Source organism: Banduia mediterranea (assembly GCF_031846245.1).
Lineage (GTDB): Bacteria > Pseudomonadota > Gammaproteobacteria > Nevskiales > Nevskiaceae > Banduia > Banduia mediterranea.
Map to the genome: position 1 here is coordinate 54,320 of NZ_JAVRIC010000021.1, position 26,264 is coordinate 80,583.

At 62.9% G+C, this 26,264-nt stretch carries 16 protein-coding genes, 2 tRNA genes and 6 pseudogenes; 13 read left to right on the forward strand and 11 right to left on the reverse strand.

Annotated features, from left to right (window positions below; all coding sequences use genetic code 11):
- Positions 1-82 precede the first annotated feature (82 nt).
- Both RM530_RS13880 and RM530_RS13885 read right to left on the reverse strand, forming a co-directional pair.
- On the reverse strand, positions 83-655 hold the full coding sequence (locus RM530_RS13880) for a PIN domain-containing protein (protein ID WP_311365851.1): 573 nt from the start codon (positions 653-655) through the stop codon (positions 83-85).
- Positions 656-1,120, reverse strand: coding sequence for a helix-turn-helix domain-containing protein (locus RM530_RS13885; protein WP_311365852.1), 465 nt, complete (start codon positions 1,118-1,120; stop codon positions 656-658). It abuts the gene before it with no gap.
- A gap of 226 nt (positions 1,121-1,346) precedes the next feature.
- On the opposite strand from RM530_RS13885, the gene RM530_RS13890 reads away from it, so the two are divergent.
- The 3 genes from RM530_RS13890 to RM530_RS13900 all read left to right on the forward strand — a co-directional run bounded on the left by RM530_RS13890 (position 1,347) and on the right by RM530_RS13900 (position 2,195).
- Positions 1,347-1,565: a helix-turn-helix transcriptional regulator gene (locus RM530_RS13890; protein WP_311365853.1), complete on the forward strand. Its 219-nt coding sequence runs from the start codon at positions 1,347-1,349 to the stop codon at positions 1,563-1,565.
- 442 nt (positions 1,566-2,007) lie between these two features.
- A tRNA-His gene (locus RM530_RS13895) sits at positions 2,008-2,084 on the forward strand.
- A 36-nt stretch (positions 2,085-2,120) separates the two neighbouring features.
- Positions 2,121-2,195 (forward strand) — tRNA-Lys (locus RM530_RS13900).
- A gap of 268 nt (positions 2,196-2,463) precedes the next feature.
- On the opposite strand, the pseudogene RM530_RS13905 reads toward RM530_RS13900, so the two are convergent.
- Positions 2,464-2,787, reverse strand: a pseudogene (locus RM530_RS13905) (transposase); the annotation flags it as partial.
- Between RM530_RS13905 and RM530_RS13910 the strand changes: the two are divergent.
- Positions 2,788-3,179: pseudogene (locus RM530_RS13910) on the forward strand (transposase); the annotation flags it as partial. It lies immediately after the preceding pseudogene.
- Between the two features lie 85 nt (positions 3,180-3,264).
- Here the strand turns inward: RM530_RS13910 and RM530_RS13915 are convergent.
- Positions 3,265-4,206 carry a diguanylate cyclase domain-containing protein gene (locus RM530_RS13915; protein ID WP_311365854.1) on the reverse strand — a complete coding sequence of 314 codons (942 nt, stop codon included), beginning with the start codon at positions 4,204-4,206 and terminating at the stop codon, positions 3,265-3,267.
- Positions 4,203-8,303, reverse strand: coding sequence for a PAS domain S-box protein (locus RM530_RS13920; RefSeq protein WP_311365855.1), 4,101 nt, complete (start codon positions 8,301-8,303; stop codon positions 4,203-4,205). The genes RM530_RS13915 and RM530_RS13920 overlap by 4 nt, the downstream gene beginning before the upstream one ends.
- A gap of 818 nt (positions 8,304-9,121) precedes the next feature.
- Here RM530_RS13920 and acs point away from each other — a divergent pair.
- Both acs and RM530_RS19030 read left to right on the forward strand, forming a co-directional pair.
- Positions 9,122-11,071, forward strand: a complete 1,950-nt coding sequence (gene acs, locus RM530_RS13925; protein ID WP_311365856.1) for an acetate--CoA ligase — start codon at positions 9,122-9,124, stop codon at positions 11,069-11,071.
- A pseudogene (locus tag RM530_RS19030) lies at positions 11,052-11,643 on the forward strand (LuxR C-terminal-related transcriptional regulator). Before acs ends, RM530_RS19030 begins: the two are co-directional and overlap by 20 nt.
- Positions 11,644-11,758: 115 nt before the next feature.
- Here the strand turns inward: RM530_RS19030 and RM530_RS13940 are convergent.
- The 3 genes and pseudogenes from RM530_RS13940 to RM530_RS19035 all read right to left on the reverse strand — a co-directional run.
- Positions 11,759-14,191, reverse strand: coding sequence for a DUF1302 family protein (locus RM530_RS13940; RefSeq protein ID WP_311365858.1), 2,433 nt, complete (start codon positions 14,189-14,191; stop codon positions 11,759-11,761).
- A complete protein-coding gene (locus tag RM530_RS13945) occupies positions 14,116-14,673 on the reverse strand; it encodes a hypothetical protein (protein ID WP_311365859.1) in 558 nt (185 codons plus the stop codon). Before RM530_RS13945 ends, RM530_RS13940 begins: the two co-directional genes overlap by 76 nt.
- 73 nt (positions 14,674-14,746) lie before the next feature.
- A pseudogene (locus tag RM530_RS19035) lies at positions 14,747-14,992 on the reverse strand (TetR/AcrR family transcriptional regulator); the annotation flags it as partial.
- A gap of 476 nt (positions 14,993-15,468) precedes the next feature.
- Between RM530_RS19035 and RM530_RS13950 the strand changes: the two are divergent.
- Positions 15,469-15,747, forward strand: coding sequence for an acyl-CoA-binding protein (locus tag RM530_RS13950; protein ID WP_311365860.1), 279 nt, complete (start codon positions 15,469-15,471; stop codon positions 15,745-15,747).
- Between the two features lie 117 nt (positions 15,748-15,864).
- Here the strand turns inward: RM530_RS13950 and RM530_RS13955 are convergent, their stop codons facing one another.
- Both RM530_RS13955 and RM530_RS13960 read right to left on the reverse strand, forming a co-directional pair.
- On the reverse strand, positions 15,865-17,154 hold the full coding sequence (locus tag RM530_RS13955) for an adenylate/guanylate cyclase domain-containing protein (RefSeq protein WP_311365861.1): 1,290 nt from the start codon (positions 17,152-17,154) through the stop codon (positions 15,865-15,867).
- Complete coding sequence (locus RM530_RS13960; protein WP_311365862.1) at positions 17,154-18,167, reverse strand: AraC family transcriptional regulator; 1,014 nt, start codon at positions 18,165-18,167, stop codon at positions 17,154-17,156. The genes RM530_RS13955 and RM530_RS13960 overlap by 1 nt, the downstream gene beginning before the upstream one ends.
- Before the next feature lie 149 nt (positions 18,168-18,316).
- On the opposite strand from RM530_RS13960, the gene RM530_RS13965 reads away from it, so the two are divergent.
- The 3 genes and pseudogenes from RM530_RS13965 to RM530_RS13975 all read left to right on the forward strand — a co-directional run bounded on the left by RM530_RS13965 (position 18,317) and on the right by RM530_RS13975 (position 19,453).
- Entirely contained in the window at positions 18,317-18,547 is a 231-nt protein-coding gene (locus RM530_RS13965) for an NAD(P)-binding protein (protein WP_311365863.1), read from the forward strand.
- A gap of 19 nt (positions 18,548-18,566) precedes the next feature.
- On the forward strand, positions 18,567-18,785 hold the full coding sequence (locus RM530_RS13970; protein WP_311365864.1) for a hypothetical protein: 219 nt from the start codon (positions 18,567-18,569) through the stop codon (positions 18,783-18,785).
- Positions 18,782-19,453: pseudogene (locus RM530_RS13975) on the forward strand (SDR family NAD(P)-dependent oxidoreductase). Before RM530_RS13970 ends, RM530_RS13975 begins: the two are co-directional and overlap by 4 nt.
- 56 nt (positions 19,454-19,509) lie before the next feature.
- On the opposite strand, the gene RM530_RS13980 reads toward RM530_RS13975, so the two are convergent.
- The gene (locus RM530_RS13980; protein ID WP_311365865.1) at positions 19,510-20,016 is read right to left on the reverse strand and encodes a hypothetical protein; all 507 of its coding nucleotides are present in this window, start codon (positions 20,014-20,016) and stop codon (positions 19,510-19,512) included.
- A 119-nt stretch (positions 20,017-20,135) separates the two neighbouring features.
- Between RM530_RS13980 and RM530_RS13985 the strand changes: the two genes are divergently transcribed.
- From RM530_RS13985 to RM530_RS13995, 3 genes and pseudogenes are all read left to right on the forward strand, one after another.
- Entirely contained in the window at positions 20,136-24,983 is a 4,848-nt protein-coding gene (locus tag RM530_RS13985) for an NAD-glutamate dehydrogenase (protein WP_311365866.1), read from the forward strand.
- Positions 24,984-25,107: 124 nt separating this feature from the next.
- Positions 25,108-25,668, forward strand: a complete 561-nt coding sequence (locus RM530_RS13990; RefSeq protein ID WP_311365867.1) for a DUF6438 domain-containing protein — start codon at positions 25,108-25,110, stop codon at positions 25,666-25,668.
- A gap of 284 nt (positions 25,669-25,952) precedes the next feature.
- Positions 25,953-26,264: pseudogene (locus tag RM530_RS13995) on the forward strand (IS4 family transposase); the annotation flags it as partial.

A 26,264-nucleotide genomic window follows, 5' to 3' on the forward strand; every position in this document is an offset into this window, starting at 1 on the left:
TTGGTGCCCGGAAAGGCTGTTCAACCTCGTCTGCTTTCCCGCGCCAGTTCAATTCCCGGTTTGGGAATCGAACCCGCGTCCGTCAGATCGCCACCTTCCACTCCCGCAACTGGCTAACGGTCTGCGTCAGACCCTGCTTGAGCAGGGTGTCGAGGTACTCGTCCGTCGTCTTGGGCGGGTTCTTCAGCGACCGTCGATGGTTGGCTGCGGCTTCGCAAACGCGTGCCGCGTGCAGATCCAGTAGATCGAAGATGAAGTCATCCGGATGCTGGGCGGCCAGGTTGTAGCGCTTGAGCTGGTCCGGCGGGAAATCCTTCAGGTTGAAGGTCACGATCAGGCTGGCGCCGCCGTGAATGGCGGCGGCCACCACATGCCGATCATCGGCATCCGGCAACTCGACAGACGGAATGAGGTGCTCGAAGCCGGTGACCAGGCTGTCGCGGACGTGGGCGTTCATCAGCGATCGCGTGCGCTCCAGGTCTTCGGCCTTCAGGTCTGGCCGCTGCTTCAGAACATTACGCGTCCACTCGTCGTGGAACATGTCTGTCCAGCGCGCCCGGTACAGATCGGTCAGTGCCAGGCGCATCAGGAAGTCGCGCAGCGGGGCCGGGTAGAGCACGCACGCGTCGTAGATGACGGTGAAGTTCGAACTCATTCATTCGTACCCCATCTTGAGCGCCTGGGCTTGCTCGGCCAGGGCATCGAGGGCCTTGCTGCGCTCCACATCAATCCGCTCCTTGTACGCGATCACGTCCTGGTAGCGGACGCGCCGGTGCGTGCCGATCTTATGGAACGGGATCTCGCCACGCTCCAGCAACTGGACAAGGAACGGTCGCGAGACGTTGAGCACGTCCGCTGCGTCCTGGGTGGTCAGTTCGGCGTGGATCGGGATGATGCTCACCGCGTTGCCCTCGCCGATTTCGGTCAGGACGTCCACGAGCAGCCGAAGCGCCGACACCGGGACGCGAACGGGATGGGCAGCGCCCTTGTCGTCGAAGATCTCGATCTGCTGGGTTTCCGCACGGGTCTGCAGGAAGGCAGACAGCGCTCGGCCGCTCTCACGAGCGATGGCAACTTCTTCGGCCGTCGGCAACGAATGGGTGGGAGAGAGAGTGGTCATGGCAGCCTCCTGGGAGCTTCAAACAGCATCATGGGAGGAAGTATAACCGAAATAAACGAATATTCGAAATATCCGAAACGGGCGCACTCCAGATGCGTCTGGCTCGCCCATGCCCAAAAGGACACCCATTTGCACCCAATCAGGCGCCAGACCGCGCTGGGCCTTGGCTCGTCGGCGGAACAGCGCCTTCATGGACTCCTGCCAACTCATTCGGAAGGAGACCAAGATGGACGTCGTTCACCTCAATCAAAAGCAACTGGCCGCGCGCTGGCATCTCAGCGAGGCCACCCTGGAGCGCTGGCGTAGCGAGGGGCTCGGGCCCAAGCCCAAGTTCCTGAAGCTCTGCGGCCGGGTGATCTACCGCCAGGTCGACATCGAGGCCTACGAGGAATCATGCCTGGCGACCTCGACCAAGACGGTCGCGGCGCAGACCAGTGCCGGCTGAAGGATGTTCCGTCTTGTCGGTATATCTGGCCAAGTACCGACGTTTCGCAACGCGACGCCACTGCGACGACGCTTGCAAGCCAGATTACCGGGGGATTGAAAGTCCGCAGTCCGCAAGCGCGGACCGATCAACCGGTTTTTTGAAAATCAACAACCTACCATCTGGCCGTGCGGGCTATTGCGGGTTCCTGCGGGTTCGTGCGGAGAGATTCGAACTCCTGCGGGGTCTCGGAGCGGACGCAAGTGCCTGGGGTTCATGATGAGCTTCATCCCGCCATCATGAACGGATCGAGGTCAGTTCAGACTCATCTCATGTTGGAAACACGAGCGCCCCTACAGACTCATTTCATATTGGAAGGGGCTAAGGGTGTTGAAGCTCAAAATGTTCTGCTATCATTCGCGCCCCTCGGGGCTCACCGTCCCGGGTTTTTTTCGTTTCGACGGTGGACGTAGCTCAGTTGGTTAGAGTCCCGGATTGTGATTCCGGATGTCGTGGGTTCGAGTCCCATCGTCCACCCCAATTACGCAGACCGCGATCACGCGGCTGTAGCGTTTCGGGCTGCTAGCTCAATGGTAGAGCAGTTGACTCTTAATCAATAGGTTCGGGGTTCGAGTCCCTGGCAGCCCACCAATTAAATCAGGCAGTTAGCAGCATGTGTTGCCGAGAATCACCGAACGGTGAAAAGTCATCGAGTGGCGGGGACGATTTCCCGCTTCCGATCGTAGATATCGGCGGCTCTTTCGGTGCGGTGGCCGGCTGCCTTTCTGCGGTCGCCGTCGAAGTCTGATACCCCCTTGGCCTTGAGGTCGTGGAACGTGAAGCGGCTGGCGATGACGCCCTGTTTCTTGGCGTCGCGCATCAGGCGCTGCCACGCGTTCTGAAACCTGTCCTCGGTGATTCTGAGGAAACTTCGCCGCATCTTCGAGAAGACGCATTCGATCAAGTTGAGCCAAGAGCCATGCTTGGGCGTATGAACGTATTCGAAGCGGCCGGGGCGTGTGGCGAGATAGGCCATGGTCTCTTTCGAGATGTGGGCGGAATGGTTGTCCAGCACGACTCGGATCGTGGCGGGCTCGGGGTAGTGGGCATCCAGACGCTTCAGAAGCGCGATGATTTCACCGTTGTGAAGGTCCAGAGCGGTCAGGACGGACAGCGTGCCGTGGCGGACATACTCGGGGTCACGTCCGATGGAAGCATGCCGACCCGGCACGGGCGGCAGATCGAAAAGGTGGAGCTGCTTCAAGGCGTTCAGGGCGTCGGTCCGCAAACGGTACGGCGCCTGCTGATCGAACTGCCCGAACTGGGAGCCCTGGATCGTCATGGCATTGCCAAATTGGTGGGTCTGGCGCCCTTGAATCGCGATTCGGGCACCCTGCGCGGCAAGCGGGCCATCTGGGGTGGACGCCAAAACGTCCGAAATACCCTGTATAGGCGGCTCCGTCCGCTAGCCGCTTCAATCCACCTCTCAAAGCCTGCTTCGACGGCTTGGTCCAGCGCGGCAAACCTTTCAAGGTCGCCTTGGTCGCAGTCGCCCGAAAACTGCTCGTCATCCTCAACGCCATGCTCCGCGATCGCAGCACTTGGAACCCCAATATCGCGCAAACTCGCTCTTGACAGAACATGGTTGCTACGGCGTCTCGTTATTCCGGGGGCCCGCATTGCGGGAACCCGGAAATCCAAATGACGATTGTGGGGCGGACTAGGCGCCGTCCGGCAATGCCGCGATGGCACGGTTCCGGCCTTGCGATTTGGCCTGGTACAGACAGGCGTCTGCTTGTTTCAGCAGGTCCGCCGGGCTGCGCTCGGGGCCGGGGATTTCGGATGCGACGCCTGCGCTGACCGTGACCACGGACGCCGTGGTGGACAGCTCATGAGGGAGCCCGGCTTCCTGGATGGCACGACACAGGGACGATGCGATCTGCAGTGCATCGCTCAGTGCGATACTCGGCAGCAGGCAGGCGAATTCCTCGCCGCCGAAACGCGTGGCCAGCTCGCGTGGGCGACGCAGCGAGGATTTGAGTGTTGTGGCCACGGCCTGGAGCGTGGCGTCGCCGGCCTGATGTCCGTAGTGATCGTTGTAGGCCTTGAAATGATCGACGTCGATCAGGATCAGGCCAAGCGGCACATTGTGTCTGCGGCCAAAATTCCATTCCTGACTGCAAGCTTCGTCAAAGCGGCGTCGGTTGGGGATTCCCGTCAGGCTGTCCACAAACGCGAGGTCACGCAGCTGGTCGGTCAGCGCCTTGAGTTTCAGTTGCGTCTTGACGCGTGCTTTGACGACCGGGGGACTGATCGGCTTGGAAATGAAGTCCACCGCGCCCACCTCAAGGCCGGCGGCCTCCTCATTCGGTGCGTTCTGGCCAGTGACGAAAATCACGGGGATCGTGCGAGTGGCCGGGCTTGCCTTGAGTCGGCGGCAGACTTCCAGACCGTCCATCCCCGGCATAACCACATCGAGCAAAATCAAGTCCGGCGATTCGCGCTCGCAGACGGCCAGGGCCTGTTGGCCGTCAGTGGCCATGAAGATTTCGAAGTCGTCCTGAAACAGCTGATAGAGAATCTGGATATTGATCGGCTGATCGTCGACCAGCAGCAGGCGTGGGCGCAGGGTGGGCAATTCCGGCTCGTTCGAAGTGGTCATTGGCCGAGCTTCTGTTGAATGTCGCGACACGCTTCGAGTGCGCCGGCGAAGTCCAGGTTTGCCATTGCCTCGCCCAGGCGCCGCCCCGGCTCAGGCGCGATCGCCAAGATATTGGCTTCCAGGGCCTGGGCGGCGCTGATTGCCCGCATGTTGCTTTCTGCCAGTAGCGTCATGAGCGTGTCGAGCTCGGATGCGGAAACCGCTTGTGAAGTCGGTAGCGCCGTTGCCGCGGAGTTGTCGGGCGACGCCAGAGCATCGGCCTGAGTTCGCAGTGCCTGTCGTGCCTCGTTCAAGGCATCCTCCAACTCGCTCAATGTTGATGCAAGGCTTGATAGGTCGTGGTGTTGATTGATGCCGGCCTCCAGCGAGGCGGCGAGCGCGGCCAGGCGCTGAGCGCCGAGTGTTGCCGCCACACCCTTGAGCGCATGCAGGATCTGGGCGGCGCCGACGCCATTCCCCGATTGAACGAGGGCCCGCAGTCGTGAGGGCGTTTCGGCTTGTTGCTCGACGAATGCCCGGCTCTCACGCACGAGCAGATCGCGTCGCCCACCGAGGCGCTCAAGGGCTCGTTTGAAATCGAAGCCGTCCGTGCCGGTATCGGGGACGCATTCCGAAGATTGCGGCGCTTGGGTTGCGGCGCCTGTGGATCCGTGCCAATGGAATCGCAGCACCGAAACCAGATCGTCGATATGGAACGGTTTGCCCACGTGGTCGTTCATGCCAGCGGCAAGACAGTCCGCGCGGTCGGTGGGCAAGGCATTGGCGGTCATGGCGATGATCGGCAAGCGATCCAGCGCCAGTTCCTCGCGGATGCGTCGCGTCGCGCCGTAGCCATCCAGCTCGGGCATCTGGATGTCCATCAGCACCACGTCAATCCTTGCTTCTACCCGACGCAGCACTTCTATGCACTCCAGGCCATTGTTGGCCACGGTGACGATCGCGCCCTCCGATCCCAACAATTCCCGGGCGACCTGCTGGTTGGTGGCATTGTCTTCGGCCAGCAGGATATGCATGCCCCGCAGCCGATGTGTACTCGATACGCCCTGTTCAGTCTCCTGCCAGACGCGTCCCAGGCCCGCGCTTGCGTCCGCGACGGCGTCAAACAGCATGGATGCCGTGATCGGTTTGACGAGCATTCCGTCCAGCGCGGCGCGTTCGTGGCCCAGGCGCTGTGCCAGGGCATCGCGGCCATAGGCCGTCGCCATGATGATCAATGGGGGACCGGCGGCGCCGGCTCGGCGATCGTTGATCCGCTCGCTGAGCGTCCAGCCGTCCATTTGCGGCATACGCCAGTCGATGAAGATGACGTCGTAGTTGTCTTCGCTTGACGCCATGGTGTCGAGGGCAGCCAGGGCTTCTACGCCATCCTTGGCGGTATCGGCGGTCCAGCCGAAGGATTCAGCGATGGCGGCGAGAATCTCGCGCGCGCTGCTGTTGTCGTCGACGATCAACACGCGCAGCTTGTGCAGATTGGGCGCTTTCCGAACGGCAACGGGAGAGGCGGGTGCTTCGTCAGGAGCCGGCGCTAGACTGATCTGAAACTGGAAAATGCTGCCGACACCGGACTGGCTTTCGACATTGACCGTCCCGCCCATCATGTTCACCAGTTTCTGGGTGATCGCCAGACCCAGTCCGGTGCCGCCGAAGCGCCGCGCGACCGAGCTTTCGGCCTGTTCGAAACTGTCGAAGATGCGCCCGACCTGGTCTTCGGTCATGCCGATGCCGGTGTCGCGGATACGGAATTCCAGGTCGAGACCCGTCGCCGTTGTCCGTAGCAGCGATGCGCTCAGGACCACCTCGCCCTCGGTGGTGAACTTGACCGCGTTGCCCGCCAGATTGAGCAGAATCTGCTGCAGCCGCAAGGCATCGCCGATCAACCCGTTGGGGATTTCCGGGTCAATATCGAACAGGATTTCGACTTCCTTCTGGCCGACATTGGCGGACAGGATCACCCCGACTTCGCGCAGCAAGTCATCCAGCTGGAAGGGGTGTGGGTCCAGGGTGAGCTTGTTGGCTTCTATCTTCGAAATGTCGAGGATGTCATTGAGGATTCCCAACAGCGTTTTCGCTGCGGATTCTGCCTTGGCCGAATAGTCTTGCTGGGTGAAGTCCAGTGGAGTGCGGCGTAGCAGCTGCAGCATGCCCAGCACTGCATTCATCGGTGTTCGGATTTCGTGGCTCATGTTGGCGAGGAATTGGCTCTTCGCCTGATTGGCCGATTCGGCTGCGGCACGAGCCTCATTCAGCGCCTGCTCGCGCTCGCGGAATTCGGTCTGGTCGATGGCGATACCAAGGTAGCCAACCAGCTTGTGTTGCTCGTCCCGCAGGGAACTGATGTGCAGGCGTACCGGAAGGGTGGAGCCATCCCTGCGCACGTAGGTCCATTCGCTTTCGACCGCGGGCTCCTCGCGCGCCTTGGCCACGACCAGCTCGAACCCGTTTTCAGGAGGGACACCGTCGCCCACATTTTCCAGCCGCTGTGAGATTTCATCGGCATCATGGAACAGCATCGCGGATTGTCGGCCGACCACGTCATTCTCCCGGTAGCCCAACATCGATTCGGCGGCGGGATTGAACAGAGTGATTGTGCCGACAGCATCCATCGCGAAGATGGCATAACCCGCATTGGCCAGAATTGCTCGCTGCAGAGCCGAGGTGGCCTCCAGTTCGGCGGTGCGCTCTCGTACCTGCGATTCCAGATTGGCGTTGAGCTGAAGGATTTCCGTCTGCGCGGCTTTCTGGTCGCTGATGTCCCGCAGTATCGCCGCGACGCCCAGGATATTGTTCTGGTCTCCGCGAATCGGTGACAGCGTAGCCGCAACGTCGATCAGGTGTCCGTCCTTGTGTCGGCGCCGGGTTTCGTAGCGCGTGGCGCTGCCTCCCTCAATGATGCGCATCAGTACCTTGGTCTCCGAGATCGGAGCCTCGTCGGGCGCGATCAGGGACTGAATGGAGCGGCCGGTGGCATCGTACTGCGAGTAGCCGAACAGTCGTTCGGCGGCTTGATTCCAGTTGGACACTGTTCCGAACGGATCGAGTCCGATGATGGCGTCGTGCGAGTTGTCGACAATGGCAGCCAGCCGCAGGCGTTCACGGCGGGCCTGTAATTGCCGCTGAACGCCCACCCAGTAGAGAAAGATCAGCACGCTACCGACGGCGCCCACCGCGATCATGAACGCAGCGGTCTTGGCGACTGCAATCAGCATATGCTGCTGAACAAGCCGGTCGGGTACAACGGCGTGAAAAATGATATCGCGGCTTCGGTCGTCCGTCTGCGGTGATACGGTTCGGGTCACCGTCCAGACTCTGGACTTGTCGGCCTGCATGGGAACGATGTCGCCTTGGCCTTCGGGCCCGTTGTCCGACGGCGTGCTGCGAAACTCGTCCTGCCAGCGGTATGGCGAGCCCAACTCGAAGCCGAACGCGCGTTCAGGCTGCGGATGTACAAAGTAACCGCCGGCGGCATTGGTGAGGTAGATCGCGCTGTTTGGCGGCGCCGCCTTGGCGAAGCTCTGAAGCCCATATTCAACGTCGACGTTGATCACCACGATCCCGAACACCGGCCCGCCGTCCTCGTATACCGGCACTGCGAAGCGAGCGGTGGGGCGGTGAGGCACTTCGACCTTTTCGTGCTCGCGATTGAGGGTGATTTGTGACACGTAGGTTTCGCCGGGGGGCTGGCGGATCGCCTCCATGAAATAGTCGCGTCCGCCCTTTTTTTGCAGTTCGGCCGTCGGTGTGACCCTGATTGGGCCATCGACCCGCTCGACCCTCACCAGCTCCCGCCCGCCGTCGGCGATGCCGATGTAGCGCACCTGATAGACCTCTGGATTGGTCGCCAGAAAGGCTGAGAAGATCTGGCTCAGTCGCTGTTGCCAAAGCTGGAGCGAGCTTTGTTCCTGTGAATCCTGTCCGTTGTTCTTGCTGGCGCGGACGATGCCCTGGATCGGCGGCACGTCACCCAGGAAACGGACGCTCCTGCGTCTGAACTCGATAGTGTTTTCAAGCTGTGTAGCGAGGCCATCGACCGTGCTGCGCAGCGTGGCTTCGTATTCATGCAGCGAGCGCTTGCGTTCGCTGGTGGCGACCAAGCTCATTCCTATGACGGCCAGCAACAGGAGGCAGAGCACTGCAAATTTTGCGAGCCGGCTCCTGAGAAAGCCGGTGATGCTGGTGGACTCTGTCATTTCGCTTGTACTGAGCTTCCATATTGGGATCCTCCTCCGCTGAAACTGTACAGCCGATTCCCGCAGGGTGGGGGCCGACCGGCGACCGCGAGCCGGACTCTGGACCAGACCGCGTTTCTTGTCCTGGCCGCGGGTGTAGATGATCGCGCGCATCCGCTTGCTGGCGCGGCACCGATGGTTGCAGAACACGACCGGAAGGCCTGGCACGACATCGAATCCAGCAGGCAGAACGTCAGATCCTCATAAGTGAGCTGGCGGTACTGCTTGAGAATCGCACAGCGCAACGCTGATTCGCAGCTCGGGCTCCGGCGCCCCGTCCCCAGGGCCTCGCCCGACTTCAGGTCCGCGGCTACCCAGGCCAGCACCTCCGGATGGGCATCCAGCCAGGTCGACATGGCCTGCAACTCCAGGCCAATCTCGTGCTCGGCGCAGCGTTCGAATATACTGGTCTGGACCTTGCGTTCCATGCCCATCAAACACCAAATTTTTGTTGTAAAATCAATGCGTTAACAGCTATGATTGCGCCAGATCAACGGGTTTTTATCGCCGTTTGTTGGAAAACGTCAGCCATATCAAAATGTTAGCGTTTATGGACGGAAACTAGCCTAAGGTCGCAATTGGCAGTGGATACGATCAAAGTCGAATTCCGCATGATGGCTCCGCTTATGAGACTGTCGAGCACACCGCGAGGAGCGGTCGGCCCCTAAAACTAGAGAGAACCCGAAATCATGTCCGAAGATACCCGCTATCCCGTCCCTGCAGACTGGGCGGCGCACGCCTGGGTGGACGGCGAGGCCTACGAACGCATGTACCGCCGTTCGATCGAGGACAAGGATGGCTTCTGGGCGGAGCAGGCCCGGCGCATCGACTGGATCAAGCCCTATACCCAGGTCCGGGACGTGTCCTATGCCGCGGACGATCTGCACATCCGCTGGTATCAGGATGGGCAGCTCAACGTGTCCGCCAATTGCCTGGACCGTCATCTCGAAACACGCGGTGAGCAAGCCGCGATCATCTGGGAAGGCGACGATCCGTCCGAGTCACTGACGATCACCTATCGGCAGTTGCACGAGAAGGTCTGTCGTTTCGCCAACGGATTGAAGTCGCTCGGCGTGCAGCGCGGCGATGTGGTCACGCTGTATATGCCGATGATCCCCGAGGCGGCCGTGGCGATGCTGGCCTGCGCGCGCATCGGCGCGGTGCATTCAGTGGTGTTCGGCGGATTCTCGCCGGATGCGCTCGCGGGTCGCATCGAGGACGGAAAATCGAAATGGCTGGTCACGGCTGACGAAGGACTGCGGGGTGGTCGCGCCATTCCCTTGAAGGTCAACGCAGACGCCGCCCTGGCCAAGCCCGGCGCGGCCTCCGTGGAGAAGGTCGTCGTGGTGCGCCGCACCGGCGGCGAGATCGCCTGGTCCGGCGAACGCGATGTCTGGTATCACGAATTGGTCGAGACGCAGGCCGCGGAGTGTCCGCCGGAAGCGATGAGCGCCGAGGATCCACTGTTCATCCTCTACACCTCCGGTTCCACCGGCAAACCCAAGGGCGTGCTGCATACCAGCGGCGGTTACCTGGTGTGGGTGTCGATGACTTTCCAGTACGTGTTCGACTACCACGACGGCGAGATTTTCTGGTGCGGTGCGGATGTGGGCTGGGTCACCGGGCACAGCTACGTCGTCTACGGGCCGCTGTGCAATGGCGCCGTCACGCTGATGTACGAGGGCGTGCCGAACCATCCGGATGAGTCACGGCCGTGGCAGGTCGTGGACAAGCACAAGGTCAACATCTTCTACTTCGCGCCGACCGCGATCCGCGCGCTGATGCGCGAGGGCGATGAACCCGTAACGAAGCATTCCCGCGCCTCGCTGCGGCTGCTCGGCTCGGTCGGCGAGCCGATCAACCCGGAAGCCTGGAACTGGTACTACAAGGTTGTCGGCGACAGCCGCTGCCCGATCGTCGACACCTGGTGGCAGACCGAGACCGGCGGCATCATGATCACGCCGCTGCCCGGCGCGACGGCCCTCAAGCCCGGCTCCGCCAGTTTGCCGTTCTTCGGCATCGAGCCGGCGCTGGTCGACGACAAGGGTGTGGAACTGCGGGGCGCGACCAGCGGCAATCTCATCATCAAGGATTCCTGGCCCGGGCAGATGCGCAGCGTCTACGGCGATCATGAGCGCTTCGTGCAGACCTACTTCAGCACCTATCCCGGCAGCTATTTCACCGGTGATGGCGCGCGACGCGACGAGGACGGCTACTACTGGATCACCGGTCGTGTGGACGATGTGCTCAACGTTTCCGGTCACCGCCTCGGCACCGCGGAAATCGAAAGCGCGCTGGTCGCGCACGCCAAGGTGGCCGAAGCGGCCGTGGTCGGTTACCCGCACGAGCTGAAGGGGCAGGGCGTGTTCGCCTATGTCACGCTCAATGTCGGCGTGGAGGCGAGCGAGGAACTCCTGCGCGAACTGCGCCAGCATGTGCGCAACGAAATCGGTCCGATTGCCTCGCCGGACATTCTTCAGTTCGCGCCGTCGTTACCGAAAACGCGTTCCGGCAAGATCATGCGCCGCATTCTGCGCAAGATCGCCGAGGGTGAATTCGGCGCGCTCGGAGACACTTCGACTCTGGCCGACCCCTCGGTGGTGGACAGCCTGGTCAGCGATCGCCAGAAGCACGGCTGAATGCCGCGCCCGTGAGCAAACCGCCGATCCTGGTCGCCCCGACGATCATCCGCTGTTTCGCGCGGCTCTGGTCGGCGCCCTGGCGGGCGTACGGCCGGATGCGCGGCCAGTGGAGGCAGACTGCTTCCACGCCTTCAACCTCGCGGCTTCTCCTCGCTGGTATTCATGCGTGCGCAGTATCCGGTGATACCGGTGATCGTGGTGTCGGCCAGTGAAGACGCCAACACCGTGCGGCGGGCGCGCGATTTCGGCGCGGCTGGATTCATTCCCAAGTCCTCGCCGATGAAGACCATCACCGAGGCGATCGCGGCGGTCAACGCCGGCGACGAATGGTTTCCACCGAGCCTGAACGAGTCCGACGATCACTCCGCGCAGAACTGTCAGAGCGTCTGTCGACGCTGGCGCCGCAGCAGTTCCGCGTGCTGCTGATGCTGGCCGACGGCAAGCTCAACAAGCAGATTGCCTACGATCTCAACGTTTCGGAAGCCACGGTCAAGGCGCACATGACCGCAGCAGTTCGAGCGACATGCGTGTTCGTTTGGGGGAGTGTGTGCCCCGGCGCCGGGCGGTAGCACTGCCCCCTCGTGATATCGCATCAATGCCAGCGATCGGAGCGGCCGTTGCCGCAGGCGGATGACGCCCTGCGGACGCTCCGGGCACGCTCAAAAAAGCTGCAGCTTGTTCCGATCAGAACTGGTACTTGACGAAGGCCTGTGCGAAGTCACGATCGCGCAGCAGGTTGTTTTCACCGGCGCCGGTGTACCAGGTATAGCCGGCGGTGAAGGACAGACCGCCGCGGAAGCGGATCTCGTTGAGCAGGGTCAGCGACCTGCGGCCCTCCACGAAGTTCTCGGCCGGGCCGGGCGAGGTGCCCTTCACGTCATGCGTGAGCACGAAGCTCGGTTGCAGGCTGATCCCGGGGAAGAGGCTCTCGTACTTGAAGAAGCTGATCACCCGATAGCCCCAGGAGAACTTGTCGACAAAGGCGTCGAGATCGGCCTGCGTCGGATTGAATCGCAGTCCGTCCGGGCCGACGACACAGGTCGGATTGGTCGAACACGCCTGACGTGAACCGTCTGCTCCGGTGCCGTCGGCGCCGGCGCTGGCGTGGGTGTAAACGCCTGGCGCATCGATCTGCAGCTCGTCGAGACTCGGCAGTCCCGGAACGTGCACCGCCGCCAGTTCGACGACCAGCTGCACCTGGCTGGCGCCAAAGGGGTTTTCGGTGGCGCTGTAGACGCGCGTAAAGCCAAGGTCGTACTGCAGAACGTCGAATGGTTCCCAGCCGCGCACGTATGAGTTCGGTGGCGTGTCGCCGACCACGCCGCCGCGATAAGCGGTGAGGAAGCTCGGATAGGCACGTGCCGAACCGGGCAAGTGGCCGACCAGTAGATTGATCGTATCGGCGTAATCGATGTCGGCGCCGGCGTTCATGGCATCGCTGCTGCCATAGTTGGTGCGGCCGCCGTCCTCGGAGAAGCCGCGTCCGCCCGAGGTGCCGGCGCAGCCCACGGACGGGTCATGACAAGCCGACAGCAGTGGCCCGGACGCCGCGAAGGCGACGTCGATGATCGAAACCTGCAAGGGCAGGTCCGGCCGATACGAGACCTCGCCCTGCATCGCCCAGATGCCAAGCGGCGTGTTGAAGCTGACGCCGAACATGTCGATGTTTTCGGGATACTCGAAAAAGATCTTCTGGGTATCGAGGCCGTTGGCTTCGGAATAGGGACCGTCGGGGTCGGTCCCTATTCCGGTGAGCAGTGGCAGGAGTGCAGCGATATCGGTACCGACGTCGGTGATCGCGCCCGGGTTCGCGACGATCGTCGTCAGTGAATCCGCCGCGAGCTGCTGCCTGGCGCTGGGTACCGCAAGCCCAGGGATGTTGTCGCAGACACTGAGAAACTCGCTGGTGTTCGTCGCATTGATGCCTTCCGCGTTGCCGGCGGCACGTGCGCAACTGGCGTCGGCGGAGATGAAGCTCACATAGGGCAGGCGCGAGTGGTAGCGCATGTAGTAGAAGCCGAACTCGGTGCCGTAGTTGAGATTCTCGGCGTAGTACTTGAACGCGAATCCGTACTGTCCGGAATCCTTGGGCGTCTGGTCCGGGGCCCGTTCGAGATAGGCCGTGGCCGGTGTGATCAGCGCCAGTGGATTGTCCAGGAAGTAGCCCACCTTGTCCGGATCGTCCGACGACCCACCGAAGCTGAGGTTGAAGTAGTCGCGCACGTTGTCGGTACCGGCATCGACCGTCGAGAAATAGGTTCCTGGAGTCGGGATCTCCAGCGGTTCCCATTCGTACTGGTAGACCAGTTCGATCGAGGCGTTGTAGAACGGGTCCATGCTCAGACTGAGCATGCCGACCGGTTCAAACACTTCCTCGACCGACATGCCGACACGGTAGAGATTGTTGGCGTTCGGCGGATTCCACTGATTGATGCTGTTGACCGCCACCAGCGTGCTTTCACCCCAGTTGATGGACTGGCGGCCAATCCTGAACGAGATCGGATAGTCCTCGATCAGCTTGATCGTGCCGGCGATGTTGAGGTCCAGCAGCTGCAGGTCGGTACCGGCCTGCTTGAGCGCGCGTCCGCTGCGGTCGACTTCGGTGGCTTCGCCGGGGCCGTAGACCCGTTCGAAATAGCGGTTGGAGACGGCATCATCGGTGGTGCCGGTACGGTTGACGTTCTCGGCGGTGATCAGGGTCGGGAAGTAGTCACCCTGATTCATGTTGACTGTGTCATAGAAATACAGCCAGCGAGCGAACAGCGTGAAGTCGCCGTAGCTGAGCGTGAGATCCTGTGAGGCCTTGATCACCGCCTGAACCGCGTCGCCCTTGTCGTAGCTGAGATCGCCGTCATCGGCGTGCATGGTCGGCGCGCCGGGTGCAGCGGCCAGATGCGCCGCCGGATAGGACTGTTCACGGAACAGGCCCTGGCACGACTGATAGACACCGCTGCAGACACCCGGATCGAGATTGGACTTGCCGATCAGATCCGATGACGGGTGCTGCATACGCCAGGCGCCGCCAGCGGTGAATGTCGTATTCAGTACGCCTTCGATTCCGTCGCCATAGTCCAGATCGAAACGCACCGCGGATGCGGGCGCCGCAATCGCGAGCAATAACGCCAGTCCTCCGGCGCGAGCCCTGAGATTTCGCACGAGCATTGCTTTTCCTTCCTTCCTAAACCAAATCCATATCGGTGTGACGGCGCGATTTGTCCCTGCCGCGCTCGTCTTGTCCGTCGCTCCGCCACCGGAGCCGCTCCCGCCACATACGCCTTCGACACGGCCTCGACGATATCGCTGACGGAGGTCGACATGGCGTTGAGCGATACTTCGTTCTGATTCACCCACCAGTTCGTGATCGCTTCGCCGGCGCCGATCAAGGCCAGCGCATACGGCCGCGCCTCCACTTCGCGGCGTCCGGGCGCCAGGCCCGAAAGCGTCATCGCGATCATATCGACTATGCGCTCGCGGTACCGCGTGACTCGCGCTGCGAAGGCCGTTCCGGCCACGCCTTCGGCGAACCGGACCGGCCAGCTGTCGCGGTGCCGCGCGATGTAGCCCAGCAGGTACTGTGCGCCCAGGCGCGATCGTTGCACCGGAGGGGGGCGCCAGCAAGGACTCCATCGACGCGATCATGTGCGTGCCTGCACGATCCACCACCGCCAGGTACAGGCCTTCCTCCGATCCGAAGTAGGCGTACAGCATCGGCTTGGTCCCGCCCACCGTGTCGGCGATGCGCGTCATCGACGCCTTGTAGCCCCGCTCTCGGAAAAGCCGCGCCGCCTGTTCCAGCATCTGCTGCTCGCGATCGGCGCGCGCCACCCGTTCGCGCGGCGCCGAACGACGACTCTTGCTGCGCTTGTCCGACGATGGCTGCGGCATTTTGACGGCCATTCCTGCGGCGTTTCCCTGCATCAGGGAAAGTCTGGTCTCCCTGTCGAGGGCCTAATTTAGCCTTTGGTGAACAATGATATCCAGAGGAAATTTCCTACAATTCAGGAATGTGCCGGATGTTGCGTTGCGGCACGCGGGTGTGCTTTATCACTATTCGGTAACTTACTCATCGGTAATAACTTTCGCATGAAGCGAGAGCTCGGCTCGCGTTCGTGGCCGATCATGCCCTCAGAAGTGCATCGTTTATGGACATTCTTCTCTGAATCGCGGTCTCTGCGATCGTCTGGATTCTGGTCTAGCGCGGCACGAAGCGGTTGACATTCAGCGCCATGCTCGCAGCGCTTGCGCCGATGCTGAGCTGACTGAGGACTTTGCGCCGGAAGAACTGTCCGGCGATTATGAGACCCTGGCGCAATGGCGGCGCCCTGAGCGTCCCAAACTCAAGGCCGTCGGCTGAGACCGACGCCCCGCAGCCTCACCCTGACAAGGAAAAATCCATGAGCGAGCTACAGGATCGATTCAAGGCCGCCGTCGAGAAGGTGCGTACCGCGCCGGCAGACGGCCCGTTCAAGCCTTCCAATGATCTCAAGCTGAAGATGTACGGCCTGTTCCGCCAGGCCAGCGACGGTGATGTGTCCGGCAAGCGCCCCGGCATGCTCGACATGATCAATCGCATGAAGTACGACGCCTGGGCCAAGCTCAAGGGTTTGTCCAAGGAAGACGCGATGAAGCAGTACATCACCGAAGTCGAATCAGTCGAGAAGAAGGTCGGATAACGTCATTCTCGCGCAGCGAGTCCACTGCCCCTCACCCCTGCTCGCAGCCGCGAGCGGCCTCTCTCTCCCGCGCAGGCGGGCGAGGGTAGGTCAGCATCACGCGACGCGTGATTGACGTCAAAAGTCGTCCACCCGCAGCACGTGCGTCAGCACCGGTTCGCGCAGACCGCGGATCATGCGCCGCTTCGGCCGGCTGCCGACCGTTTCCCCGGAATCGTCCAGCGTGAAGTTGTCGATGCGGATCTCACCGTCCTGTGCCTGCTGGCAGAGCCGCGCTGCCAGGTTCACGGGCGGGCCCACCGCCGCATATTCGTAGCGCGCACGTTCTCCGACGATGCCGGCCGCCACTTTGCCGCTGGCGACACCGACACCCAGGCCCAATGAGACGTCGGCCTTGCGCACGATCGGGCGAACCGCTTTCAGGAGCTGCCGCGACAGGGCCAGGGCCCGTTTGGCATGGTCGGCCTGCGGCACCGGGGCTCCCAGCAGGATCATGACGCCGTCGCCGGCCAGATCCTTGACCGTGCCATCATGTTCGGCCACCACGGTTCCGACCGCCGCGTAGAACTCCCGCAACAGGCCCAATACGCGTTCCGGTCGCTGCGCCTGCCGTTCGGCATAGGCGGTGAAGCCGCGAATGTCGCAGCACACAACGCTGACGCGCAGGCGCTGGCTGCCGACCACCGGCTTGAGTCCACGTTCGCGGACCAGTTCGGCTACTTGCGGCGACAGGAAACGCGCCATGAACTGTCCGCGTGCACCCTGAATCACGTGATAGCGCAGGATGCCGATCAGGAACACGATCTCGCCGCAGGCCACGCCCAGCGGTGACCATTCACGCGGCAGGATCAGGCCGGTGGTCAGCAGCGGCATCGCCACCAGCATCGACATTACCCGCACTGCCTCGGCCTGGTCCGGCCGCCGACTCAGTAGCCGCAGGCCGGCCGCGAATACCAGAAGCCCGGCCAGCAGTGGCAAGGCTGCGAACATCCAGAACATCGCCGTCGGCAACTCGCCGAAGCGCAATGCGCCGGCAAAACTCTGCGCCCGCAGCTCTGGCAGCGCGGCGCACTGCACCGCATAAATCCAGCCACAAGCCTGCGCCGTACGGACCAGACGTCGTCCGAAGGGCTGCGCCGCTTCGTCGGCGACCATGCGCGAAACGCGCAGGCCCCATTCTGTTCCGGCGGTGAAGGCCAGGGCCTCGACCACGCCCAGCACCCGCACCCAGTCGGGTAGCGGAGCCTGCAGCAGCGAGGCCTGTGCGTTGAGGCCGATGGCGATGCCGGTGGCGAATACGAACAGCGCAAGCGCGCGGCTGGTGCCGCTCTGGCGATCCGTCAGCCACACCGAAAAGCCGAGACCGCAGGCAAACAGCGCCGCGATCTGGCTGCCGCCGAACAGCATCAGCGGGCACTCCGCGCGGCATTCGGTGTCACGCCACGCCAGCGCTTGTAGGCGTGGATGAAGCTGGCGGATTCGGCGTAGCCTAGTTGTGCTGCGATCTGTTCCACGCTGAGTTCGCGACAGTCCAGCAGCCGCTCGGCGTGTTCGCGTCGCTGCACCGCCACCAGTTGCCGATAGCTGCTGCCTTGCTCGGCCAGGCGCCGACGCAAGGTACGCGCGCTGCAGCGCAGCTGCCGGGCCGCCAGCTCCAGGCTCGGCAGCGTCTCGCCATGCTGGCGCAGCAGCCGCTGCACGCGCGCACTGAAACCGCTTTTTTCGCTGTGACGCTGCCGCAGCAGGCTGTCGCATTGCTCGCGGCAAAGTCGTGCGGTAGGGGCGTCTGCCTGTATCGGCGCCCGGTCGAGAATCGAAGCGTCGATACGGATGCGGTTGTCCGCCGCCCCGAAATGCGGACACACGCCAGCCATGGCTTCGTACAGATGCGCGTGCGCCGGGCCCGGATAGCGCAGGTCGATCCCGAGCTGGGGCAGAGGCTCATTCAACAACTCGCTGGCGATCACATGGATCGCGGCGGCATCACGTTCCACCAGAAACTCCCGCAGCGCCTGCGGAATCGCGTGGTCGTCGAGCACCAGGGCGGCCTCGCGGCCGCCTTCCTCCACGCGCAGTTCGTTGAACGCATAGGTCAGGTCCAGATAGCGCAATCCCAGCGCGATCGCGCTGCGCAGCGTTGCGCTGCTCATCATCGCGAAGCCCCAGATGCCATAGCTGGTGAGCCGGTAGCGCGACCCTGCCTGAAGCCCGAGGCCGGGCACATGGCCCAGGCATTCCACCAGCCGCGCCACCAGCGCCAACTCCTGTGCGGCATCGATTTCGGCACCGGGATCGTCAAGCTCTGCTTCGGTGGTTCCGGTTCCGCGCAGGATTTCGCGGCGCGGCAGCCCGTGCTCGACCGCGAGTTCGGTCAGCTGGCGTGCGCTGATGGCACTTCGTCGTGTGGTCCAGACTGGCATGCGCGATGATGGGCCGCGCTGGCCGAAAATATCAATCCTGACCCGATGCAACATGGAGTTCGCAGGCGGGACCGGATAGCGTGGGATCCATAGTGAGCTACCGGTCCAGGTGGGACGAGTAAGCACACATGCAAGGGAAGCGACAGTCGATGCGGATCGCGATCCTCGGGGGAGGCTTCGGCGGCATCGGCGCAGCGATCAAGCTTAGCGAGGCAGGCTACGAAGCCATCACGATCTTCGAGAAGGCGTCGGACGTCGGCGGTTGCTGGCGCGACAATTCCTATCCGGTGCGGCCTGCGACGTGCCGTCCCATTTGTACTCGTTCTCGTTCGAATCCAACACGGCTGGTCGCCAAAATACGCGTCACAGGCGGAGATTGACGGCTACTTGCAGCATTGCGTGGACAGGTACGGGCTGCGCCGCCACTTCCGCTTCGGTACCGAAATCGAGTCGGCGCGCTTCGACGAGTCGCGGGCACTGTGGCGCCTGCGGACGGCTGTCCGAAAGTCCGTCGAGGCCGAGGTGCTGATCACCGCCTGCGGTATCTTTGCCTACCGGCGCCGCACGGCGAAGTTCGATGCCTCCGTCTGCCGTGATCCACTGGGCACGGCGCCATGAGTCGGGCGCCAGGGCGAATCTTCGTCAGCGGCGCGGCGGCCGTATCGGCCGCGCCATCGCGCTGCGCGCGCGTCGGCTGGACCGTCGGCGCCTATGACCGCGATGCGGACGGTCTGCGTGAACTTGCATCGGACACCGTGCTGACCGGGCCGCTGGATGTGCGTGAACTCGCGCAATGGCAGGCCGCGCTCGCGGTTTTTTCGGCGCGCGCCGGCGGCGGGCTCGACGTGCTGGTCAACAACGCCGGGGTGCTGATTTAGGACCCGTTAGAGGCCAGCAGTCTCGCGGATCACCAGCGTGTGATCGACGTCAACCGGCGCGGTGTCGTCAACGGTTGTCACGCGGCATTCGAGGATCTCCGGCGCAGCTCGCGAGCCTGCGTGATCAACCTGGCCTCGGCCTCGGCGATTTACGGCCAGCCGAGGCTGGCGACGTACTCGGCCAGCAAGTTCGCGGTGCGCGGTCTGAGTGAGGCGCTGGACCTGGAGTGGCAGGCGCAGGGCATCGTCGTGCGCGCGATCTGGCCGCCGTTCGTACGCACCGCGATGATCGATGATGTTCACAACCCGACGATCCCCGGCCGCTACGGCGTGAAGCTCAGCGCCGAAGTTCCAGCTGCATTCCGGACTGATGAAGGAATCGAATGCCGCGATCGACGAGATCGCTGATTTCCTGCGCGCAGCGCCGGTCGGTCCGGACCAGTGGTAGCCCGCTGCATCGGCCCTTACTGCGGACGTTTGAACACCCCGGCCGCGATCCAGCGGATCAGCACCAGCAGCAGCGGCGGCACGAAGAACACCACGGCCGCCATCACCTTGCGACCACTGTCGATCGTCGCCCAGGTCTTGCAGGGTGCTTCGAAGTCGATCAGCGGCAGCCTGGAACGCCGACCAGTGGCGCAGAAATCATTGGTGGCGGCGAGCTGCTCGCCGCTGACCAGTCGGCAGTCGTAGCAGGGCTGCGCGTAGACCGGTGGGCCGATTTCGACCTCACCGCTATCCGTGACCTGGAAGATCGAGCGCGCCATCTTGTCGCCACGCACATGGTAGAAGGTGCCTTCGGCGTCGCGCTGGATCGTGCCGGCGCCGGGAATCGATTCGAGGTCGTTGATTCGATACTTGTGGTCGTAGGACAGCTTGTCGCCGATGAACCAGCTCGCGATCGCCCACACCACCAGCGCCAACCAGATCACGGGGCGGAGACGGCTGGGTTCGGACGTCGGCTGATTCATGTCGGAAGAGTTCGCTGAGGAGACCATCTGAAGTATAGCCATGCGTGCGGCACGGGCGTTCGGGCGGGCGCCTATACTTTCCGCACATTTCACAACCGGTAACGAACCGGCAGGAAACCATGCGCGAGCGCTCCCCCGAAGACGAAACGCAACAGCATCTGGAATTCGTACTGGCCCAGCTCGACGCCCTGGCGGCCGCCGAAGTCGGGCCACAAGAGCAGGCCCGGTTCCTGCCGTTCCTGCGGCATTACTACGAAATCGCCTCGCTGGACGGTTTCAGGGCTCGCACGCCGGAGGACTTGTTCCAGGTGGCGCGTCAGCATTTCGAGTTGGCGCGCGAGCGCGCCCAGGGGCAGCTCAAGGTGGTGGTGCGTCCGCCACTGGAACCGGGCGCGGCGGGCAGTCGCGGCTTCGCGACGCTCGATTCGGTGGTCGACGACATGCCGTTTCTGGTCGACACCGTGACCATGGCGATCCACGACGCTGGCAGCGCGATCGATTGGTCCGACCATCCCTTGATGCGGATTCGGCGCGATGCGCAAGGCACGCTGCAGCAGGCGATGGCGCTGGGCGCCGATGACAGCACGGCCCCGCGCGAATCGCTGATACACATCGAATTTGAGGCGCTGGCGAACGAAGCCGACTACGCCGAGCTTCAGCGCACGGTGGAGCGCCTGCTGGCGGACCTGCGCGTCGTCATCGACGACTTCCCGGCGATCCGGTCGCAGCTGAGCGAAGTGGTGAGGCAGCTCGATCAGGTTCCGCACGGTGCCGATCCGGAAGAATACAGCGAGGCCCAGGCCTTCCTGCGTTGGCTGGACGACGGCCGCTTCACGTTTCTCGGTTATGTTCGCAGTCTCGCCGAGGTCGCCGAGTCCGGCGCCGTGTCCTTGCGCACGGTTCCCGAGAACGGGCTCGGCCTGTCACGCCAGAACGGGCGTTTCGCGGATGTCGAGAAATTCATCGCGCCGCAGGATGAGCTGAATCGCCACATTCAGCACTCCGGTCGGCTGATCGTGGTGACCAAGGCCAACACGCGTTCGCCGATCCACCATCCCCAGGTCATGGATTCGATTTCGGTGAAGCAGTTCGCAGCCGACGGTACGGTCCAGGGCACGCATCGCTTCGTCGGGTTGTTCTCCACCGAGGCCTACTACAGTCGCCCGCGCTACATTCCGCTGATCCGGCGCAAGGCCGCCTACGTGATGCAGCGCGCAGGCGTGCCCGAGGATTCGCACTCCGGCAAGCAGTTGCGCGACATTCTTCACCAGTTGCCGCGTGACGAGTTGCTGCAGTCCAGCGAGGACGAGCTGTTCGACATTTGCATGGGCATTCGCGCCCTGCACGACAGACTGCAACTCAAGCTGTTCATGCGTCGCGATCGTTACGGGCGCTTCTATTCCTGTTTGGTGTACCTGCCGCGCGATCGTTACAGCCGCGAGATTCGTGAACGTATCGGCACGGAACTGATGGAAATCTGCAACGGGCTCTCGCTGGAGCGCAATGTCGACTTCATGCGCGGCGGTCTGGCTCGTATTCACTACACCGTACACACGCCGCCGGGCACCCGCATTCCGCTATCGACCGAGGATGTGCAGACGCGCCTGCTCAAGGCCACGCGCAGCTGGCGTGACGAATTGCGCGACGTGCTGATGCGCGTGCCCAGCGATGCCGTGCGACATTCCGCCGAACGCTTCGCCGATGCGTTCCCGCTGTACTACACCGAGTTGACCACGCCGCTGGAAGCGGCCGCAGACATTCAGTATCTATTGCAGCTGTCCGAACAGGCGCCGGTGCTGCCACGGCTGATGATCGACACCGGCGCGGAGGCGGCCCAAGCAGTGGGGCTCAAGCTGTACTCCTGGGCGCGACCGATCGAGCTGTCCGACGTGCTGCCCACACTGGAGAACTTCGGCCTGCGCGTGATCCGTCAGGAGCCGACCGAGATCGATCCGCGCGGCGGCACTCCCTGCTGGATCCAGGAGTTCGACATCCGCGTGCTCGCTCCCAGCGAGCTTTCGGCCGAGCGGCAGAAGTCCGCCTTCGAGTCGGCGTTCAGCAAATGCTGGAGCGGTGAGACCGAGAACGACGGGCTCAACCGTCTGGTGCTGTTCGCGGGTCTGGAATGGCGCCAGGTGGTGTGCGTGCGCACGCTGCTGAAATACCTGATTCAGACCGGTCTGCCATACAGCCAGGACTACATGGAACGCCTGCTGTCCGATCACGCGCCGATCACGCGCCAGCTGGTGCGCCTGTTCGAGACACGCTTCGATCCGCAGATGGCGGCCGCCGCGCGCGAGGCCGAGGCCGCCGCCATCGACGAGGACCTGCAGCAACGCCTCGATCAGGTTGCGACGCTCGATGGCGATCGCGTGCTGCGCGCCTTTCTCGCCACGATCGAGGCGGTGCTGCGCACCAACTACTACCAGCCGCGCGCAGACGGCGGCAGCAAGTCCTACATCAGTATCAAGCTCGATTCCTCGCGCGTGCCGGAACTGCCGCAGCCGCTGCCGATGTTCGAAATCTTCGTCTATGCACCGGAAGTGGAGGGCATCCACCTGCGCGGCGGCAAGGTCGCGCGCGGCGGCCTGCGCTGGTCCGACCGTCGCCAGGATTTCCGCACCGAGGTGCTGGGCCTGATGAAGGCGCAGATGGTCAAGAACGCGGTGATCGTGCCGGTCGGCGCCAAGGGCGGCTTCGTGGTCAAGCGCGGCGACGCATCCAATCGCGAAGCCTGGCTCAAGGCCGGCGTCGAGTGCTACAAGACCTTCATCCGCGGATTGCTGGACATCACCGACAACCGCGTCGCGGATGACATCGTGCCGCCGGCCGATGTGCTGCGCTATGACGAGGACGATCCCTATCTGGTGGTCGCGGCCGACAAGGGCACGGCCACGTTTTCGGACACCGCCAACGGCATCTCCGCCGAATACGGTTTCTGGATGGGCGACGCCTTCGCCTCCGGCGGCTCGGCCGGTTACGACCACAAGAAGATGGGCATCACCGCGCGTGGCGCCTGGGAGTCGGTCAAACGTCATTTCCGGGAACTCGGCAAGGACATCCAGAACGAGGAATTCACGGTCGTCGGCGTTGGCGACATGTCCGGTGATGTGTTCGGCAATGGCATGTTGCTGTCGCGCCACATCCGTCTGATCGCGGCCTTCGATCACCGCCACATCTTCATCGACCCGAATCCCGACGCCGCCACCAGTTACGCCGAACGCGAGCGCATGTTCGCGCTGCCACGGTCGTCCTGGGACGACTATGACCGCACGCTGCTGTCCGAAGGCGGCGGCATCTGGCCACGCAGTGCCAAGCAGATCAAGGTGTCGACCCAGGTGCAGGAGGCGCTGGGCCTGAGCCAGGACAGTCATGCGCCCAACGAACTGCTGCGCGCGATCCTCAAGGCGCCGGTGGACCTGCTGTGGAATGGGGGTATCGGCACCTACGTCAAGAGCCACGACCAGTCCAATGCCGAGGTTGGCGACCGCGCCAACGACATGATTCGCGTCAACGGCGCGGAGCTGCGCTGCAAGGTGGTCGGCGAGGGCGGTAACCTCGGTCTGACCCAGCTCGGACGCGTCGAATACGCGCTGGCCGGTGGCCGCATCAACACCGACGCGATCGACAATAGCGGTGGTGTGCACTCGTCCGATCGCGAGGTCAACATCAAGATCCCGCTGAACCGACTGATGAACGAGACCGGTTTCAGCGTCGAGGAACGCAATCCTCTGCTGGTATCGATGACCGAGGATGTCGCGCGCGCGGTGCTGGCCGACAGCTATGTGCAGAGTCTTGCGCTGAGCCTGCTCGAACACGAGGCGGCGAGCCGTCTCGACGAACACGCCAATCTGATTCGCACGCTGGAGAAGGACGGCCTGCTGGCGCGCGCCGTTGAATACCTGCCCGACGACGAAGGACTCAAGGAACGTCGCGCGCGCAATCTGGGCCTGTCGCGGCCGGAGCTGGCGGTGCTGCTGTCCTACGCCAAGATTTCGCTGTTCGGCGCGCTGGACGCATCCGAGGTGCCGGACGACCCGTTCTTCACGCGGGATCTGCTGTCCTACTTCGCGCCGGTACTGGTGCAGCGCTACGGCGAGCGGCTGCAACGCCATCGCCTCAAGCGCGAAATCATTGCCACGATTCTGTCCAATGCCATCGTCAACCGTATGGGCTTCGCCTACGCGCACCGTTTCGCGGACGATCAGGGCGTTTCGCGCGCGGAAGTCGTCAAGGCCTATGCGATGGCGCATGAAATCTTCGACGGCGACAGTTACTGGCTGCCGATTCAGGCGCTGGACAACCAGATCGATGCGCAACTGCAACTGCGCCTGTATTCGCGCGCCAGCGGCCTGATGAAACACGCCACCAATTGGCTGGTGAATCATCGCTGGCCGAGCAAGCCGATCGCCGAAGCCGTGGACTTCTTCGAGCAGCCGATCAAGGAGATCGCCGGTCTGTTGCCGGAAAGTCTGCCCGGCTCCTATCGCGAGGAATGGCAGCGAGCCCGGGCGGCGATGATCGCCGAAGGCGTGCCCGAGGACGTGGCGACCACGCTGGCCAACACGCTGGCCCTGGGCAGTGCCCCTGATATCGTCGAACTCGCGGCCGCTGCCGAGGTGGCGGTGGCGCAGGCGACAGCCGCCTACTTCCTGGTGGGCGAGCGCCTGCGCGTGTTGTGGCTGCTGGGTGCGGTCAACGGCCTGGTGGTGCGCGGGCGCTGGCAGGCGCTGGCGCGCACCACCCTGCGTGACGACATCTATCGCCTGCATCGCTCGATTGTGGCGGATGTTCTCGCACAGTCAGGCGGGCCGCCGCAGGCACGCTTCGAGTCCTGGCTTAAGGCCAACGAAGCCCGCGTGCAGTTCTGCGAGCAGCGCATGGTGGCGCTGCAGGCCAGCGGCACGCAGGACTTCATGACGCTGGCGGTGGGCGTGCGCGAGCTGCGCAAGCTGCACCGGACCTGATCGCGTACGGGATACCGGCTATCGGCACATGGTCGACGTCGATACCGGGCGACGGCGGCGGCATGGGTCTGCGTCTGCTAGTGTTCGGCCTCCTTGGTCTGTCCCCGCACCGTTTCCGGAAACTATGAGTTCGAAACTGCAAAGCACCTTGTTGACCGCCGCCGCTCTTGTTGTGGCTGCTCTTTGCGCCTGTGCCACAAACCCGCGTCCCGAGTACTACGAGGACGAGGAGGTGCTGATGACCGAAATCGATCCGATGGACCTGGGTGTTTCGGACTACATCCGCATGCAGCGCGGCCCCTGTTTCGGGAAGTGTCCCGAATACATCGTCGTGCTTGGTACGGACGGGCTGGTGCGCTACAAGGGTATACACAGTGTCGGCACCCTTGGCATGCAGGAGAAGGAAGTCAGCACCGGGCGTGTCGCCGGCCTCAAGCACGCGGTCGCCCGCTTGGGCATCATGCAGCTCGCCCCGTCCTACAAGCCAGGTGACAAGACCTGTGAGCGTTACGACACGGACATGCCGACGGTGGAATTGCAGGTCGTCGGCCCCGGCGGCGGCATCAAGCGCATCACCCACGACCTGGGCTGCCAGGACGCACCGAACGTGCTGCACACCTTCGAAAAGATGATCGACGAAGCGGCCGAAATCGGCGAATGGGTTACGGGTGGGGCGGCATCCTGAATACGTCAAAAGCGGGTTTCGCGCAGAGACGCAAAGCCGCAAAGTTCCATCGAGAACAGAACACTACCCTAGTGCACCGCGTCTAACGAAACGTTAGCCCGACTTAGCGGATTGGCCTTGAGGTTTCCCCTCAAATTGTTCTGATAATCTGTTTATTTTCAGCGAATTGCGAGGTATTGTTTAGATAAAACTGCGCCTGAAGTACGCGCAGGGCACGGCTTGTATCTCTTCGGAAGTCACCAAACTACCCTAGGAGCCCGTGCCATGCGCGCCAGCACAAAGTATTGCAGAAGTTGCTGCGTCTTCACCTCCCTCAACTCCATGCCAAACGCCTGCAGGCACTGATGCAGGCGGCGGACAGTGCCGTGTCTCATCAGCGCCTGACCCTGTCGTCCTTGGCTCGGGGACTGAACTCGAAGACGACGGTCAAACACCGAATCAAGTGCATGGACCGATTGCTCGGCAATGCGGCGCTTCAGGCGCAGCGAAGCTCGTTTTATCGGGTCTTGTGTGGTCTTCTGGTGGGGTCCGGCGTGGAGCCGATCATTCTGATCGATTGGTCGGATTTGAAGGCGGATCGGCGCTGGTTGTTGTTA